16 protein-coding genes are annotated in these 14,942 nt (G+C 72.5%); 11 read left to right on the forward strand and 5 right to left on the reverse strand.

The genetic code is table 11. The annotated features are described in order from the left end of the window. The first annotated feature begins 9 nt into the window (after window positions 1-9). The 6 genes from ACLBYE_RS13750 (at window position 10) to ACLBYE_RS13775 (ending at window position 6,538) form a co-directional block, all read left to right on the forward strand. Window positions 10-990 (forward strand): ABC transporter substrate-binding protein, encoded by a 981-nt coding sequence (locus ACLBYE_RS13750; RefSeq protein ID WP_447694602.1) that lies wholly within the window; start codon window positions 10-12, stop codon window positions 988-990. Window positions 991-1,021: 31 nt separating this feature from the next. Beyond that, window positions 1,022-2,038, forward strand: a complete 1,017-nt coding sequence (locus ACLBYE_RS13755; protein WP_447694603.1) for a quinone oxidoreductase family protein — start codon at window positions 1,022-1,024, stop codon at window positions 2,036-2,038. Window positions 2,039-2,063: 25 nt separating this feature from the next. Further along, a complete protein-coding gene (locus tag ACLBYE_RS13760; RefSeq protein ID WP_447694604.1) occupies window positions 2,064-2,483 on the forward strand; it encodes a PaaI family thioesterase in 420 nt (139 codons plus the stop codon). Continuing rightward, on the forward strand, window positions 2,480-3,292 hold the full coding sequence (locus ACLBYE_RS13765) for a VOC family protein (RefSeq protein WP_447694605.1): 813 nt from the start codon (window positions 2,480-2,482) through the stop codon (window positions 3,290-3,292). Before ACLBYE_RS13760 ends, ACLBYE_RS13765 begins: the two co-directional genes overlap by 4 nt. Then, on the forward strand, window positions 3,289-4,812 hold the full coding sequence (locus tag ACLBYE_RS13770) for a class I adenylate-forming enzyme family protein (protein WP_447694606.1): 1,524 nt from the start codon (window positions 3,289-3,291) through the stop codon (window positions 4,810-4,812). The genes ACLBYE_RS13765 and ACLBYE_RS13770 overlap by 4 nt, the downstream gene beginning before the upstream one ends. Before the next feature lie 130 nt (window positions 4,813-4,942). Next, window positions 4,943-6,538 (forward strand): ABC transporter substrate-binding protein, encoded by a 1,596-nt coding sequence (locus ACLBYE_RS13775; RefSeq protein ID WP_447694607.1) that lies wholly within the window; start codon window positions 4,943-4,945, stop codon window positions 6,536-6,538. Between the two features lie 63 nt (window positions 6,539-6,601). Here ACLBYE_RS13775 and ACLBYE_RS13780 read toward each other — a convergent pair whose 3' ends face one another. From ACLBYE_RS13780 to ACLBYE_RS13800, 5 genes are read right to left on the reverse strand one after another with little or no spacing between them, the layout of a single operon-like run. After that, window positions 6,602-7,015, reverse strand: a complete 414-nt coding sequence (locus ACLBYE_RS13780; protein ID WP_447694608.1) for a VOC family protein — start codon at window positions 7,013-7,015, stop codon at window positions 6,602-6,604. Between the two features lie 37 nt (window positions 7,016-7,052). Continuing rightward, window positions 7,053-8,087, reverse strand: coding sequence for a 5-oxoprolinase subunit C family protein (locus tag ACLBYE_RS13785; RefSeq protein ID WP_447694609.1), 1,035 nt, complete (start codon window positions 8,085-8,087; stop codon window positions 7,053-7,055). Continuing rightward, entirely contained in the window at window positions 8,080-8,814 is a 735-nt protein-coding gene (gene pxpB / locus ACLBYE_RS13790) for a 5-oxoprolinase subunit PxpB (RefSeq protein ID WP_447694610.1), read from the reverse strand. Before pxpB ends, ACLBYE_RS13785 begins: the two co-directional genes overlap by 8 nt. Then, a complete protein-coding gene (locus ACLBYE_RS13795; RefSeq protein WP_447694611.1) occupies window positions 8,807-9,580 on the reverse strand; it encodes a LamB/YcsF family protein in 774 nt (257 codons plus the stop codon). Before ACLBYE_RS13795 ends, pxpB begins: the two co-directional genes overlap by 8 nt. 26 nt (window positions 9,581-9,606) lie before the next feature. Further along, the gene (locus ACLBYE_RS13800; RefSeq protein ID WP_447694612.1) at window positions 9,607-10,863 is read right to left on the reverse strand and encodes a Zn-dependent hydrolase; all 1,257 of its coding nucleotides are present in this window, start codon (window positions 10,861-10,863) and stop codon (window positions 9,607-9,609) included. 323 nt (window positions 10,864-11,186) lie between these two features. On the opposite strand from ACLBYE_RS13800, the gene ACLBYE_RS13805 reads away from it, so the two are divergent. From ACLBYE_RS13805 to ACLBYE_RS13825, 5 genes are all read left to right on the forward strand, one after another. Continuing rightward, window positions 11,187-11,993, forward strand: coding sequence for an amino acid ABC transporter ATP-binding protein (locus ACLBYE_RS13805; RefSeq protein WP_447694613.1), 807 nt, complete (start codon window positions 11,187-11,189; stop codon window positions 11,991-11,993). 34 nt (window positions 11,994-12,027) lie between these two features. Next, window positions 12,028-12,711 (forward strand): amino acid ABC transporter permease, encoded by a 684-nt coding sequence (locus tag ACLBYE_RS13810; protein ID WP_447694614.1) that lies wholly within the window; start codon window positions 12,028-12,030, stop codon window positions 12,709-12,711. 64 nt (window positions 12,712-12,775) lie between these two features. Further along, window positions 12,776-13,591, forward strand: coding sequence for a transporter substrate-binding domain-containing protein (locus ACLBYE_RS13815; RefSeq protein WP_447694615.1), 816 nt, complete (start codon window positions 12,776-12,778; stop codon window positions 13,589-13,591). 67 nt (window positions 13,592-13,658) lie between these two features. Next, window positions 13,659-14,339 carry a GntR family transcriptional regulator gene (locus ACLBYE_RS13820; RefSeq protein WP_447694616.1) on the forward strand — a complete coding sequence of 227 codons (681 nt, stop codon included), beginning with the start codon at window positions 13,659-13,661 and terminating at the stop codon, window positions 14,337-14,339. Between the two features lie 37 nt (window positions 14,340-14,376). Further along, window positions 14,377-14,942 (forward strand): aminopeptidase P family N-terminal domain-containing protein (locus ACLBYE_RS13825; RefSeq protein ID WP_447694617.1); only part of this gene is annotated, 566 nt, incomplete at its 3' end.

Raw genomic sequence — 14,942 nt, forward strand, 5'->3', positions numbered from 1 at the left:
GAGAACGCCTTGAAACGGATCCGCGCCCTCGCCGTCGCCGCGCTCTGCGCGGTCGGCCTGCCCGGCCTCGCGCGCGCCGAGACGGTGCGCATCGGCTACTGGAGCTCGGGCATCAGCCTCGGCTTCGGCGCCGTGCTGGAGGCCGGCAAGTTCATGGAGACGGAGGGCCTGACGGCCGAGTACGTCAAGTTCCCCGACGTGAACGCGCCGACCAAGGCCATGGCCGCCGGGGCGATCGATTTCGCGATCGCGGCGAGCGCCGGGACGGCGCTGAGCGTCACCGCCGACGGGCTGCCGATGAGCATCGTCCTGGCGACCCAGGTGGCCGACCTCGACTTCGTCGTCCCGGAGGAGTCGCCGATCAAGACGATGGCCGATCTCAAGGGCAGGAAGATCGGCACCTCGCCGGCCGGCAGCGGCACCGCCGCCATCGCGGCGGCGATCCTGGAGACCAACCACGGCCTCAAGCCCGCCGACTACCAGGCCGTCCCCGGCAACGATTCCCGGCTGGCGCAATTCCTCGTCCAGAAGGACATCGACGCCGCGGCCCTGCGCACCGTGACCCTCGCGCTCCTGCCGGACGTGAAGCTGCGCCGGCTCGGCACCTTCCGGGAGGAGTGGAAGCGCCTCACCAAGCAGGACGCGCCGCCGGTCCTCGGCGTCGGCCTGATGCGCAACGCCTGGATGACGCAGAATCCGGACGCGCCCGCCAAGGTCGTGGCCGCGATGCGCAAGGCCTACGCTTTCGGCCAGGCCGACAAGCCCGGCGTGGCCAGGATCCTGAAGGCGGCCGCGAACCTGAGCGACGCCGACGCCGCGGCCTACGCGGGCCTCTGGGACGGCATCTACACGGTCAGCCTGGAGCCCGCCGACATCGCCTCCCTGAAGCGGGAATTCGACGTGTTCAAGGCGGTCGGCGCCGTTCAGGGCAGCCTGCCGGACACGGCCCTGGTCCCCGGCCCCTACGAGCGGTCGAAGTCGATCCCGTAGCCTTTCCGACCTGCAGAAGAGGGTTTCCACGATGGCTCAGACGATGAAGGCGCTCGTGCTGGAGGCGCACGGCGACATCGACACGCTGAAGGTGGTCGACGACTATCCGAGGCCGTCCCCCGGCCCCGGCGAGGTCCTGATTCGGGTCGGCGCGTCCTCGTTCAACTACCACGACGTGTTCACCGTGAATGGCATGCCCGGCATCAAGGTGCCGATGCCGGTGGTGATCGGCCTCGACATGGCCGGGCAGATCGTCGAGCTCGGCACGGACGTCACGGAGTGGCGCGTCGGCGACCGGGTGCTGGTCAACCCGCTCAACAAAGCCAAGGGCCTGATGGGCGAGATGCTCGACGGCGGCATGGCCGAGTACTGCCGGGTCTCGACGGGCCAGCTCATCGCGATGCCGCCGGACGTGAGCTACGCGGACGCGGCGTCCCTGCCGGTGGCCTACGGCACGGCCCACCGCATGCTGATCACCCACAACACCGTGAAGGCCGGCGACAAGGTCCTGATCCTGGGCGCCAGCGGCGGCGTCGGCACGGGCTGCGTGATGCTGGCCAAGCAGCTCGGCGCCGAGGTCATCGCCTGCGCGGGCAGCGCGGAGAAGATGGCGGCGCTGACGGCCCTCGGGGCCGACCACGTCGTCAACTACCGCGAGACCGACTTCTCCAAGTGGGCGATCCAGCAGTACGGCAAGCCGCAGCGCCGGACCTACGAGGGCGGCGTCGACGTGGTGATCAACTTCACCGGCGGCGACACCTGGGTGCCCTCGCTCAAGTGCCTGAAGCGCGGCGGCACGCTGCTCGTCTGCGGGGCGACCGCGGGGCACGATCCCAAGGAGGATCTCCGCTACATCTGGAGCTTCGAGCTCAAGGTGATCGGCTCGAACAGCTTCTACGACGACAACCTGTCGGCCCTGATGGACATGATCCAGGCCGGCACGCTGAAGCCGACCATCGACAAGCTCCTGCCCCTCGAGCAGGCCGCCGAGGGCCTGCGGATGATCCGCGACCGCGAGGTCATGGGCAAGATCGTCGTCACCCCCTGACACCGCCCGAGGAGATCCCGAAGCCATGTCCGACACCCCCCTCACCAAGGAGCAGGTCGAGGCGCTGCTGCTGCGCGGCCCGTTCCACCAGTGGCTCGGCCTCTCCGTCGTCGCCGTTGGCGCGGGCACGATCGAGCTGCAGGCGACGTGGCGGCCGGAATGGGTCGTCAACGCCGAGCGCGGCTACGTCCACGGCGGCATCCTGGCGACGCTGGTCGACCTCACCGCCGACTGGGCGCTGGTCTCCAAGACCGGCCGGGGCGTCCCCACCGTCGACCTGCGGGTCGACTACCACCGCGCCGCGATGCAGGGCGATCTCACCTGCCGCGGCACGGTGGTGAAGTTCGGCAACCAGCTCTCGGTGGCCGAGGCGCAGATCCTCGACGCGGAGGGGCGCCTGCTCGCGAGCGGACGCGGCGTCTACATGACGGCGCCGCCGAGATGACAGGGCCGGCCCCCGGCGCCCCGGCGGACGGGGCCCTCGACCACGTCGTGATCAACGTGCTGCGGCGGATGGACGAGGCGGCGGACCTGTTCGCCGCCCTCGGCTTCCGGCTGACGCCCCGTGGCCACCACTCGTTGGGCTCCGTCAACCACCTGATGATGACGGCGGGCCCGTACCTCGAACTCGTGGGCGTGCCCGAGACCGGTCCGCAGCGGCAGGACGTCCTGGACAGCCCGTTCGGCCTGAACGGGCTCGTCGTCGCGAGCCGGGACGCCGACGCGACCCACGCGCGGCTGGCCGCTCTGGGGCTGGCGGCCGGACCGCCCGTCGCCTTCTCGCGCCCGGTCACCGTCGACGGCCGCGAGGCGGCGGCCCGGTTCCGCACGGTGCGGGTGCCGGCCGACCGGTTCCCGGCGGGCCGCCTCTACCACTGCGAGCACCTGACCCCGGATCTGGTCTGGCGCCCCGAATGGCTCGACCATCCGAACGGCTTCTCGGGGATCGACGCGCTGACGATCGAGAGCCCGGCGCCGGAGGCCGACGCCGCGCTCTACGCGGCCGCGAGCGGCGCCCCGGCCGAGGCGTCGGGCGACGTCCGGACCCTCCGGCTCGGGGAGACGCGTGTGGCGATCGTGCCGGGGCCGGTCGCCCGCTTCGCCGCCCTGGCGCTGCGCTTCCAAAGCCTCGACGCCCTCGAGGCCCGCGCGGCCGGCCTCCCGGAGGCGGGCTGGGTCCGGCACGGGCCGGGCGCGGCCACGCTGACGCTTCCGACCTTCGACCTCAACCTCCCGTGCAGGGCGGCCCCATGACGCGCGCGGCCACGGCTCCGACCAATCTCGGCGACCTCGTCGACCGGTCCGGGCCGCCGGACAGGCCGCTGATCGTCGGCGTCGGCCCGGATGGCGAGCCCGCGGTGATGACCCGCGCCGGCCTCGACGCCCGGGCCGACGCCTTCGCCCGCGGCCTGCTGCGCGGCGGGATCGCCCGCGGCGCGCGGGTCGCGATCCTCGCGGCCAACCGGCCCGACACGATCGCGGCGCTCCTCGGCGCGATGCGCGCCGGCGTGGTCCCGGTCCCGGTCAATCACAAGTTCCCGCCGGCCACGATCGCCGCCGTGCTCGCCGATTGCGGGGCGCGGCTCGTGCTCTGCGACGGTCCCCGCCGGGCGCTGCTGGCGGATCTCGGCCCCGATATCCGGATCGCCGGGTTCGACGACGACGGGCCGGAGGGCTTCGCGGCCTGGCTCGACCCCGGTCCGTTCGTGCCGGTCGTGCCCGAGCCCGACGAGGCGGCCCTGTTCCTCTACACGTCCGGCTCCACGGGCCGGCCGAAGGGCGTGCGGCTGAGCCATGCCAGCCACCTCTGGGTGGCGCGGACCCGCGCCGCGGAGACGGACCTGCGCGACGACCGGCTGCTCGTGGCGGCGCCGCTCTACCACATGAACGCGCTCGCCCTGGCGCTCCTCGTCTGCGCGGCCGGCGCCACGATGGTGCTGCTGCCGCAATTCGAGGCGCGGGCCTACATCGCGGCGATCGACCGGTACCGCTGCACGTGGCTCACCGCCGTGCCGCCGATGATCGCCATGATGCTGCGGGAACCGGATCTCTTGGCCGAGGCCGACCTCACCGGCGTGCGGACGGTGCGGATGGGCTCGGCGCCGGTCAACGACACCCTCGCCCGGCAGATCCGCGCCCTCCTGCCGAACGCCCGCATCCTCAACGCCTACGGGACCACCGAGGGCGGCCCGGTCGTGTTCGGCGACCATCCGGACGGACGGCCGACGCCGGTTGCCTCCGTGGGCGCGCCGCATCCCCAGGTGGCGGTGCGCCTCGTCGGACCGGACGCCCCGGAGACCGGGATCCTGCAGATGCGCAGCCCCGCGATCATGCTCGGCTACCACAACCGGCCGGACGTGCCCGTCCCGATCACCGCGGACGGGTTCTACGCCACCGGCGACGTCTTCCGCCGCGACGCGGACGGGTTCTTCTACTTCCTCGGGCGGACCGACGACATGTTCGTCTCCGGCGGCGAGAACATCTTTCCGGGCGAGGTCGAGCTGGTGCTGGAGCGCCACCCCGCGGTGCTCCAGGCCTGCGTGGTGCCGGTGGACGACGCCATCAAGGGCACCAAGCCGGTCGCCTTCGTGGTCCGCCGGCCCGGCGCCACCGTCGACGAGGCGGCCCTCAAGGATTACGCGCTCGAACACGCGCCGGCCTACCAGCACCCGCGCCGGGTCTGGTTCGTCGAGGCGCTGCCGCTCGCCTCGACCGGCAAGATCGACCGCGCAGCCCTGCGCCGGCGGGCCGAAGAGGCCGTCCGCGCCCCGTGACCGGCCGGGGCGGAACGGCCCTTGCAGGTTGTGCTCCCGCGGACTGCGCCCGCAGAAATTGGCCTCGCGCGGAAGGCCGACCGGCGCTCCCGTCCCCGTCCGCCTGACCCGGAACGCCAGGAGTGACCCCATGCTGCGACGAACCTTCCTCGGCGGTGCCGCCGCCGCGGCCGCCGCGCCCTTCCTGCCGGCCCGCCCGGCCCTGGCCCAGGGCGGCCGGGCGAGCGTCCTGCGCTTCGTGCCGCAATCCGACCTGACCATCGTCGACCCGGTGACGACCACGGCCTACGTCACGCGCAACCACGCGCTCATGGTGTTCGACCAGCTCTACGGCCTCGACGCGCAGCTCACGCCGCAGCCGCAGATGGTCGAGGGGCACGCGGTCGAGGAGGACGGGCGGCGCTGGACCTTCCGGCTGCGCGAAGGGCTGCGATTCCACGACGGCGAGCCGGTGCGGGGCCGCGACTGCGTCGCGTCGATCCGGCGCTGGGCGCAGCGCGACAGCCTCGGGCAGGCCCTGATGGCGCGCGCCGACGCCCTGGAGGCGCCGGACGACCGGACCTTCGTCATCCGCCTGAAGCGGCCCTACGGGCTGATGCTCGAGACCCTGGCGAAACTCGGTCCGCCGGTCCTCGTCATCATGCCCGAGCGCCTCGCCGCCACCGACCCGGCCCAGCAGATCCCCGAGCTGATCGGCTCCGGGCCGTTCCGGTTCAACACCGAGGAGCGGCTCGTCGGAGCCCGCGTGGTCTACGACCGCAACCCGGACTACCGGCCTCGCGAGGACGGCCCGGTCTCCTGGGTGGCGGGGCCGAAGCGGGTCCATTTCGAGCGGGTCGAGTGGCAGGTCATGCCGGATCCCGGCACCGCGGCGGCCGCCCTCCAGAACGGCGAGGTCGACTGGTGGGAGAACCCGATCAGCGATCTCGTGCCGACGCTCCAGGCGCACCCGCAGATCGCCACGCAGCTCGCCTCGCCGCTCGGCAATCTCGGCACCGGCGTGATGAATCACCTCCACCCGCCCTTCGACAAGCCCGCGGTCCGGCGCGTGGTCCTCGAGGCGCTGTCCCAGGCGGACTTCATGGCGGCGGCCGCCGGCGACGATCCCAAGCTGTGGCGCAAGGATGTCGGCCTGTTCACGCCGGGGACCGCGATGGCCACCGATGCCGGGCTCGACGTGCTCACCCGGCCGCGCGATCTCGCCAAGGCCAAGCGCGACCTCGTGGCGGCCGGCTACACGGGCGAGCGCGTCGTGCTCATGTCGACGAGCGAGAACCCCGTGCTCGGCGCCCTCGGCGAGATCATGCACGACCTGCTCCAGCGCCTCGGGATGAACGTGCAGTACGTCGTCTCCGACTGGGGCACGCTGGTCACCCGCCGCGCCAGCAAGGCGCCCCCCGACCAGGGCGGCTGGAACATCTTCACCACGACCTGGACCGGCCTCGACATGGCCAACCCGGTCGTGGAGCAGGTCCTGCGCTGCGGCGGACCGAAGGGCTTCTTCGGCTGGCCGGACCTGCCCGAACTCGAGAGCCTGCGCGAGGCCTGGATCGAGGCGCCGGACCAGGCCGCGCGCCAGGCGATCGCGGCCCGGATGCAGACCCTGGCGATGCGCGACGTGCCGTACCTGCCGACCGGCCAGTACTTCTACCGGACGGCCTTCCGGCGCGACCTCCGGGACGTGGTCGACGGCCAGTTCGTCTTCTGGAACGCCCGCCGCGCCTGACGGGCATCGCGTCCTGGCCGCCCGTCGCCGCTCCGGCGGCGGGCCGCTTCGCGGATACGGGCCTCAGTGCGCGAAGACGCCGGCCAGATCCCGGAAACCCTTGACCTCGATCGGGTTGCCGCTCGGGTCGAAGAAGAACATCGTGCGCTGCTCGCCGGGCTCGCCGGCGAAGCGGACGACCGGCGAGATGTCGAAGGCGATGCCGGCCGCCTCGACGCGGCCGGCGAGCGCCTCCCAGGCGTCGAGCGGCAGCACCACGCCCAGGTGCGGCATCATCACCGTGTGGTCGCCGACCTTCCCGCTCCGGGTGGTGGCGAAGGGCTCGCCCAGGTGCAGCGACAGCTGATGGCCGAAGAAGTCGAAATCGACCCAGGTCTCGGTGCTGCGGCCCTCCTGGCAGCCGAGGACGCCCCCGTAGAAGCGGCGCGCCGCGTCGAGGTCGGTGACGTGGTAGGCGAGGTGGAACGGCGTGAGCATCGACGGTCTCTTGCTGGGTGGAGGAGGTGCGGCGCCGTCAGGGCGCCGGATCGAGGGCGCGCGCCGAGACGACGCCGCCGACGAGGTTGCAGGACAGCAGGAACGCGCTGTCGAGATCGCCGCCGCCGGCCGGCACCAGCGCCGTCAGCCGCGCGGCCAGAGTGCTTCGCGCGGCGCGGGCGACGGCCTGGGCCTCCGCGACGGCGACGGCCGCGAACCGGATCGTCTCCCCCGGCTGCACCTGCGCGAGGCGGCCGAGATCCGCCGAGATCACGGTGGCGATCTTCGGGTAGCCGCCGGTGGTGTGGCGGTCGGCCAGCAGGATCAGCGGGCGCCCGTGGCCGGGCACCTGGATCGAGCCGTTCACGATCCCGTCCGAGACGATGTTGAAGCCGTCCGCGTGGGCGATCGGCGGCCCGTCGAGGTGGCAGCCCATCCGGTCCGCCCGCGCCGTGAGGGTGTACGGCTCGGAGAGGAAGGTCCGCAGGCCGTCCTCGGTGAAGCCGTCGGCCTGCGGCCCGAGCACGACCCGGATCGGGCCGCCGAAGGTCGGCCGGTGGGCGGGCGGCAGGGTCAGCGGGCGGTCGCGGGGCGCGGGCGCCGCGAGGGGCAGCAGGTCGCCCGCGGCCAGGGGATGGCCGTCGAGGCCGCCGAGGCGGGTGCGGGTGTGCGTCGCGACGCTGCCGAGCATCGGCACGACGGCGAAACCCCCGGCGACCGCGAGGCAGGCGCGCAGGCCCTGCCGCGGGCCGCCCAGGACGAGCCGGTCGCCCCGCCGCAGGTCGTGGGCGGTGAACGGGTCGAGGGCGCGGCCGTTCAGGCTCATCGCGAAGGGCGCGCCGGCGAGGGCGACGCGGCAGGCCTCCGCTTCGCAGGCGAGGCTCGGACCGACCATCGCCATCTCGATGACCGCGGCGTCGAGCGGGTTGCCGACGAGGCCGTTGGCCAGGGCCAGCAGGTCGGGATCCATCGCGCCGGACCCCGAGATGCCGTAGCGCAGATAGCCCGGCCGCCCGGCATCCTGCAGGGTCGAGGCCACGCCGGGGGCGATGACGCGCAGGCCCTCAGGCATCGATCCGCTCCAGGGTGGCGACGGTCTCGCCGGCGCGGGCGGCCTCGCTGAGGGTGTCGAAGGCGGCGCGGTCGATCGGCTCGAACCGGATCAGGTCGCCGGCCGCGAACAGGAACGGCTCGGCCCGGGCCGGATCGTAGGAGCGCGCGGGCGTGCGGCCGATGAGCTGCCAGCCGCTCGGCAGCTCCAGGGGCGGCGAGACGCCGGTCTGGTTCCCGCCGATCGAGACGCTGCCGGCGGGCGTCTTGGGCCGCGGATCGGTGCGCCGGCTCGCGTGGAGCCGGGGATCGAGGCCGCCCAGATAGGCGAAGCCGGGGGCGAACCCGATCATGTAGACGCGGTAGTCGCGGCCGGAATGAAGGGCGATCACCGCCTCCGGGCTCAGCCCGGCCCCGGCGGCGAGGTCGTCGAGGTCGGCGCCGTGCGCGCCGCCGTAATGGACCGGCACCCGCCAGCGGCGCAGCGAGCCCGCCGCCCCGTCAGGCGGCGGCCAGTGCGCGGCGATCAGCGCGGCGAGGTCGGCTCGGGGCAGCAGGTCCGGATCGTAGAGGACGAGGAGCGAGCGGTAGGTCGGCACGGTCTCCAGGAGGCCCGGGCGCCCGGCGCCGCGGAGCGCCGCGTCGAGGGCGATGACCCGGGCGTTGATCGCGGGATCGACCGCGCGGCCGAGCTCCACCGTGAGCGCCCGGTCGCCGCTATCGAGGAGGCGGTAGCCGGGCTCAGACACCGAGCACCTCGGCCATCGGGCGCAGGGCGATCCCCTTGGCGGCGCAGTCGTCGCGCAGGCGGCGGGCCATGGCCACGGCGCCGGGCGTGTCGCCGTGGACGCAGACCGTGTCGATCCGCGTCGGGATGCGCCGCCCGGACAGGCAGGTGATCGCCCCGTCCTCCAGCATCCGCGCCACGCGCTCCGAGACGGAATCGGGATCGTGCAGCACGGCGCCGGGGAGCTTGCGCGAGACCAGGGTGCCGTCATCCGCGTAGGCGCGGTCGGCGTAGATCTCGCGCGCGATCGGCAGACCGAGCTTCTCGCCGGCCCGCTCGGTCTCCAGGCCGGGCATCACCACGAAGATCAGGTCGCGGTCGAGGGTGCGGATCGCCCGGGCCACCGCCAGAGCGAGGTCGGCATCCTCGTTGGCCATGTTGCCCATGGCCCCGTGGGTCTTCACGTGGCGCACCGGGCAGCCGACATCCTGCGCCAGCGCCAGCAGCGCGCCGACCTGGTAGAGCACCGCCTTCTCGATGTCGGCGGGGCGCTCGCCGTGGATCGGCCGCCGGCCGAAGCCCCAGAGGTCGAGGAAGCTCGGGTGGGCGCCCGCTTGCACGCCGTTCGCGGCGGCGCGGCTCAGGGTCTCGTGCATCACCAGCGGGTCGCCGGCGTGGAAGCCGCAGGCGATGTTGGCCGAGGTCGCCACGGTCAGCATCTCGGCGTCGTCGCCCAGACGGTAGACGCCGAAGCCCTCGCCCATGTCGCAGTTCAGATCGACGATCATCGGTGCATCCTTTCTCGCGCGCGGGGTCAGGCTTCGGCGACCAGGTGGGCCACCAGGGTGGCGGCGGCGCACAGATCCGCGATCCGCATCGCCTCGTCCGGGTTGTGGCTGCCGTTCTGGTTGCGGATGAAGATCATCGTGCTCGGCACGCCCTGGCCGGCCAGCGTCGCGGTGTCGTGCCCCGCCCCGCTCGCCATCGTGCGGAACGGTGTCCCGAGCCGGCGCGCGTGGCCCGACAGGGCCTCGACCAGCGCGGCGCTCATCCGCGCCGGCGTGCTGCCCGTGCGCTCGCCCAGCACGAAGCGTACCGAGCGGGCGGCCTCGATGGCGGCGATATGCGCGGCGAGCGCCGCCTCGACCCGGCCGAGAACGTCCGGCTCGGTGCTGCGCACGTCGAGGCAGAAGCGGACCTCGCCGGGGATCTTGGCGAAGGCGTGCTGAACCGGGTCGGTGGCGACCTCGCCCAGCGTGATCGTGGCCGGGCAGCCCTCCGCCTCCAGCCTGCCCCAGAGCGCGTCCAGGCCGGTGATCAGGTCGGCGAGGGCGAAGACGGCGTCGCTGCGCTCGCCCCGCGCCACGGCGCCGGAATGGCCGTAGCGGCCGAAGCAGACCGCCTTGCGGTAGCGGAAGCTGCCGCTGATCGCCGTGACGAAGGCCACCGGGAGGCCGGCCGCCTCCAGCGCCGGGCCCTGCTCGATGTGCATCTCGACGAAGCCGTGGATCCGCGCCGGATCGAGGAGCCGCTCGCCCCGCGCCACCGCCTCCGGCCGCAGGCCGAGTTCGGCCATGTGGTCGCGCAGGCTCCGGCCGGTATCGGCGCGGGGCAGGTCGAGCACCTCCGGCGGCAGCAGGCCGAGCGCGGCCCGGCTGCCGACGTAGGAGGCCGGGAACCACACGCTCTCCTCGGCCCGGAACACCGCCACCGTCACGGGACGCGCCGGCACGATCCCCGCCCGGCGCAGGGCCTCCACGGCCGCGAGACCGCCGATCACGCCCGCCGCCCCGTCGAAATTGCCTCCGTGGGGCACCGTGTCGACGTGCGAGCCGACCATCCAGGGCGCCAGTGCCGGGTCGCGGCCCGCCAGCGTCAGGAACAGGTTGCCGGCCGCGTCGGTCTCGGCGGCGAGCCCGAGCGCCAGCCCGGTCGCCCGCATCAGGGCGTGGGCGCGCTCCTCGCCGACGCCGTAGGCCGCCCGCGTCACGCCCGGCGCGTCCTGGCTGAAGCTCAGGAGCTCGGCGAACAGGCCCGCGCAGAGATCCGGATCGATCGCGAGCCGGGTCATGCCGGCTGCCGCGCGGGTCCGACCCGGTCCATCGGCTGAACAATGAGGCACGCGCCCGGCGCGGTCGCGAAGGGAATACCGGGATCCGGGAGCTCGATGACCATGTCGGAGGCAGCCATGCTCAAAAATACCGCTTGAATGCCGGCGGTATACCGGCTCTGCTAAGGCATCCCATCGAGTTTGGCAATGTAAAACGTCGCCGCATGTAAAATTAAATCTCCACATTGAGAGATTTGATGAACAACAACACAGTCCCGTAACGCGTTCTGCGCACGGATCGAAGCATTGATCCGCGACGCGATCGCACCACATCAGGTTCGACGATGGCTCAGATCGAGACGGCCGCGCCCCCGCTCCTGAAGATCAGGAAGCTGCACAAGAGCTACGGCACCAACGAGGTCCTGAAGGGCATCTCCCTCGACATCCACGAGGGCGAGGTCGTGTCGATTATCGGTGCGAGCGGCTCGGGCAAGAGCACGTTCCTGCGCTGCCTGAACCTCATGGAGACGCCGACCTCCGGCTTCATGGATTTCGAGCGCTTCGCCTTCGACTACGAGCAGGGCGCCCGCCGCCAGCCGACGCCGCGGCAGCTCTGCGAGTTGCGGGCGCGGATCGGCATGGTCTTCCAGAGCTACAATCTCTGGCCGCACATGACCGTGCTGGAGAACGTCATCGAGGCGCCGATCCGGGTGCGGCGGATGCCGCGCCGGCAGGCCGTTGCGGAGGCGGAGGCACTGCTCCAGCGCATCGGCCTCTACGAGAAGCGGCACGCCTACCCGTCGAAGCTCTCGGGCGGGCAGCAGCAGCGCGTGGCGATCGTGCGCGCCCTGGCGATGGCGCCCAAGGTGATGCTGTTCGACGAGGTGACCTCGGCCCTCGATCCGGAGTTGGTCGGCGAGGTGCTGGCGCTGATGGGCTCCCTCGCGGCGGACGGGATGACGATGCTGCTCGTCACCCCCGAGATGGCCTTCGCCCGGGATGTCGGCACCCGCACCCTGTTCTTCGACGGCGGCGTGATCGCCGAAGACGGGCCGCCCGACGCCATCATCGGCGCCCCCCGGAGCGAGCGGCTGCGCCAGTTCCTCCGGCGCGTCCTGCACCAGCCCGCCGCGCCGGGACAGACGGCGTGAGCCGCCGGCCCATCACCGGGGAGAAGGGACAGCGATGAGCGTCGCGGCGTTGCAGGAGTGGTGGCTCACCCTCTCGGACGAAGTCGTCACCTACGGCCCCGGCTTCCTCTCGGCCACCCTGGTCGTGCTCGGTGTCACGGTGGCGAGCATCCTGGTGAGCTGGGTCTGCGGCCTGCTCGGGGCGCTGGGCAAGCGCTCGTCCTTCGCGCCCTTCCGGGCGCTGGCGAGCTTCTACGTCTGGTTCATCCGCGGCACGCCGACCCTCGTGCAGGTCTTCATCGTGTATTTCGGCATGCCGCAGATCGGGGTGAAGCTCTCGCCCGTGACCGCCGGCATCATCGCGCTGGGCGTCAGCAGCGGCGCCTACGTGGCCGAGACCATCCGGGCCGGCCTCGCGGCGATCCCGAGTGGCCAGATCGAGTCGGCGCTGGCGCTCGGCATGAACCCGCGGATCATGATGGTGCGCATCGTCCTGCCGCAGGTCTTCCGCATGATCCTGCCGTCGTTGACCAACGAGGCGATCTCGGCGGTCAAGAACACCTCGCTGCTGTCGACGATCACGGTGGTGGAGCTGACGCTCTACGCGCAGCTCATGATCGCCACGACCTTCCGGCCGTTCGATTTCTACATCGCGGCAGCGCTGATCTACCTCGGCCTCACGTCGATCCTGTCGCAGCTCTCGGCCTATTTCGAGCGGCGCTACGCCCGCCTGTCCTGAGCCCCCCGCCGCGGGACGGGCCGCGGCCGATCCTTCCCGCCCCGTCCCGAGACCGGAGATCACCATGAACCGGCGCCACGTCCTCGCCCTCGCCCTCGCCGCCCTCTGCGCCAACCTCGGCGCAGGGTTCCTCGCCGCCCCCGCGACCCGCGCGGCCGAGGGCAAGCTGGAGCTGATCGAGCCCGGCAAGCTGATCGTGGCGACGGACAGCACCTTCGCGCCCTTCAGCATGCGCACGCCGAGCGGCGAGCTCGACGGGCTGGAAGTCCGGGTCATGCGCGAGGTCTGCCGCCGGCTCGGGCTCGAGTACAGCCCGGTCAACATCAAGTTCGACGCCCTGCTGGTGGGCCTGATGGCCGACCAGTACGACATCACTAGCGAGTCGATGGACATCACCCCCGCCCGGCAGAAGCAGGTCGCCTTCGCGGACGGGTGGCTCGAATCCGGCGCGCGAATCGTGACCCGCAAGGATACCGGCATCAAGGGGCCGGCGGATCTCAAGGGCCGCAACGTCGGCGCCCTCTCGGCCTCGACCTTCGGCAAGCTCGCCGAGGAGAACGGCGCCACCCTGAAGAGCTACAAGACGGCCGCGGACGCCATGCAGGACCTCGTCGGCGGCAACATCGACGCGGTGATCAACGACGCGGTGGCCGGCAACTACGCCATCAAGGCGCGCAAGCTGCCCTTGGTGATGATCGAGACCCCGCTGAGCACGGTCCAGAAGGGCTTCGCCATCAAGAAGGGCAAGCCGAACCTGCACGCCGCCGTCAACAAGGCGCTCGGCGAGATGGTCGCGGACGGTACTTACGCCAAGCTCGTCACCCCGCTGATCGGCTATGATCCGGCCCCGAAGGAGCCGATCCGCACGCCCGCCATGTGAGCGGGCACGGCGGACGCGCGAGAACAAGAAGGGGGAGCGGCTGAGCCGGCCGCTCCGGGAGGATACCATGAAGACCCTCGACGCCGCGTCGTACACGACGGCGCTCAGTGCTCGGCGCGAGCAGAGCCTCGGCCAGATGGCCTACGACCGGCTGCTCGACATGCTCGTCCGCCGCGACCTTCCGGCCGGCACCGTGCTGCACGAGCGCCGCCTCGCCGAGATGCTCGACATCTCCCGGACCCCGACCCGCGAGGCGATGTCGCGGCTGGAGACCGAGGGGCTGATCGAGCGGCAGCCCGGCGGGATGCTCGTGGTCAAGGAATTCTCCCTGCGCGAGCTGATCGAGATCCTGCATGTCCGCCGCCTGCTGGAGCGGGAGAGCGTCGCGCTGGCCACCGGCCGGATCGCCGACGCGGTGCTGGCGGACCTGCAGCGTCAGATGGAGGCGCTCTTGGCGGCGGGCGACCCGGACGCGCCGGGCAACTGGGAGGTCGACCGGCGCTTCCACGACCTGATCGCGGAGCACAGCCACAACGCGACCCTCGCCAAGACGATCAAGGACCTGCGGCTCAAGACGCAGATGTTCAACCTGAGCCGGATGCCCGAGCGGTTCGAGGCGGTCCATCGCGAGCACCTCGCGGTGGTCGCCGCCCTGCGGGCCAAGGACGCGGCGGCGGCGGCGGACGCGATCGCGGCCCATCTCGAGAATTTCAAGCAGGGCATCATCCGGCGCCTGAGCGAAGTCTGAGCGAAGTCTGGGCGGAATCCGGGGCGAGGGCGGCGCGATGCACGAGTTCACGGAGCTGCGCGGCCGCGAGGCGGCCTTCCCGGAGGCGGAGTTCGCCGCCCGGCAGGCGGCGGCCCGGGCCGCCATCGCGGGTGCCGGCCACGACGCGCTCGTGGTGACCGGCCCGGAGACGATCTACTGGCTGACCGGCCGCCAGACGGCGGGCTACTTCGCCTTCCAGGCGCTCCTCGTGCCCGTGGACGGCGACCCGGCCCTCCTGGTCAGGCAGCTGGAACTGCCGGGCGCGGCCGCCAACACGTGGCTCGACGACATCCGGGCCTACCCGGACGGCGCCGACCCGGCCGCGGCCCTGGCGGCCCTCGTGCGCGGGCGCGGGCTCGCCCGGCCGGCCCTGGAGCGGGACGGCTGGTTCGTCGCGCCGGCGCTCGCGGCGCGGATCGAGGCGGCCCTCGGATGCGGCCCACTGCCCGACGGCTCCGGCCTGCTCGCGCCCCTGCGGGCGGTGAAGTCGGCGGCCGAACTGGCGGCGATCCGGGCCGCCGCCCGGTACGCGCAGGCCGGGCTCGCCGCGGGGCTCGACGCCTGCGCGGCGGGCACCGACGA

The organism is Methylobacterium sp. A52T (assembly GCF_053346095.1).

Coding starts and splice junctions, on each gene's coding strand:
- ACLBYE_RS13755 (WP_447694603.1), top strand. CDS start 1,022: ATGGCTCAGACGATGAAGGCGCTCGTGCTGGAGGCGCACGGCGACATC.
- ACLBYE_RS13760 (WP_447694604.1), top strand. CDS start 2,064: ATGTCCGACACCCCCCTCACCAAGGAGCAGGTCGAGGCGCTGCTGCTG.
- ACLBYE_RS13765 (WP_447694605.1), top strand. CDS start 2,480: ATGACAGGGCCGGCCCCCGGCGCCCCGGCGGACGGGGCCCTCGACCAC.
- ACLBYE_RS13770 (WP_447694606.1), top strand. CDS start 3,289: ATGACGCGCGCGGCCACGGCTCCGACCAATCTCGGCGACCTCGTCGAC.
- ACLBYE_RS13775 (WP_447694607.1), top strand. CDS start 4,943: ATGCTGCGACGAACCTTCCTCGGCGGTGCCGCCGCCGCGGCCGCCGCG.
- ACLBYE_RS13780 (WP_447694608.1), bottom strand. CDS start 7,015: ATGCTCACGCCGTTCCACCTCGCCTACCACGTCACCGACCTCGACGCG.
- ACLBYE_RS13785 (WP_447694609.1), bottom strand. CDS start 8,087: ATGCCTGAGGGCCTGCGCGTCATCGCCCCCGGCGTGGCCTCGACCCTG.
- ACLBYE_RS13795 (WP_447694611.1), bottom strand. CDS start 9,580: ATGATCGTCGATCTGAACTGCGACATGGGCGAGGGCTTCGGCGTCTAC.
- ACLBYE_RS13800 (WP_447694612.1), bottom strand. CDS start 10,863: ATGACCCGGCTCGCGATCGATCCGGATCTCTGCGCGGGCCTGTTCGCC.
- ACLBYE_RS13805 (WP_447694613.1), top strand. CDS start 11,187: ATGGCTCAGATCGAGACGGCCGCGCCCCCGCTCCTGAAGATCAGGAAG.
- ACLBYE_RS13810 (WP_447694614.1), top strand. CDS start 12,028: ATGAGCGTCGCGGCGTTGCAGGAGTGGTGGCTCACCCTCTCGGACGAA.
- ACLBYE_RS13815 (WP_447694615.1), top strand. CDS start 12,776: ATGAACCGGCGCCACGTCCTCGCCCTCGCCCTCGCCGCCCTCTGCGCC.
- ACLBYE_RS13820 (WP_447694616.1), top strand. CDS start 13,659: ATGAAGACCCTCGACGCCGCGTCGTACACGACGGCGCTCAGTGCTCGG.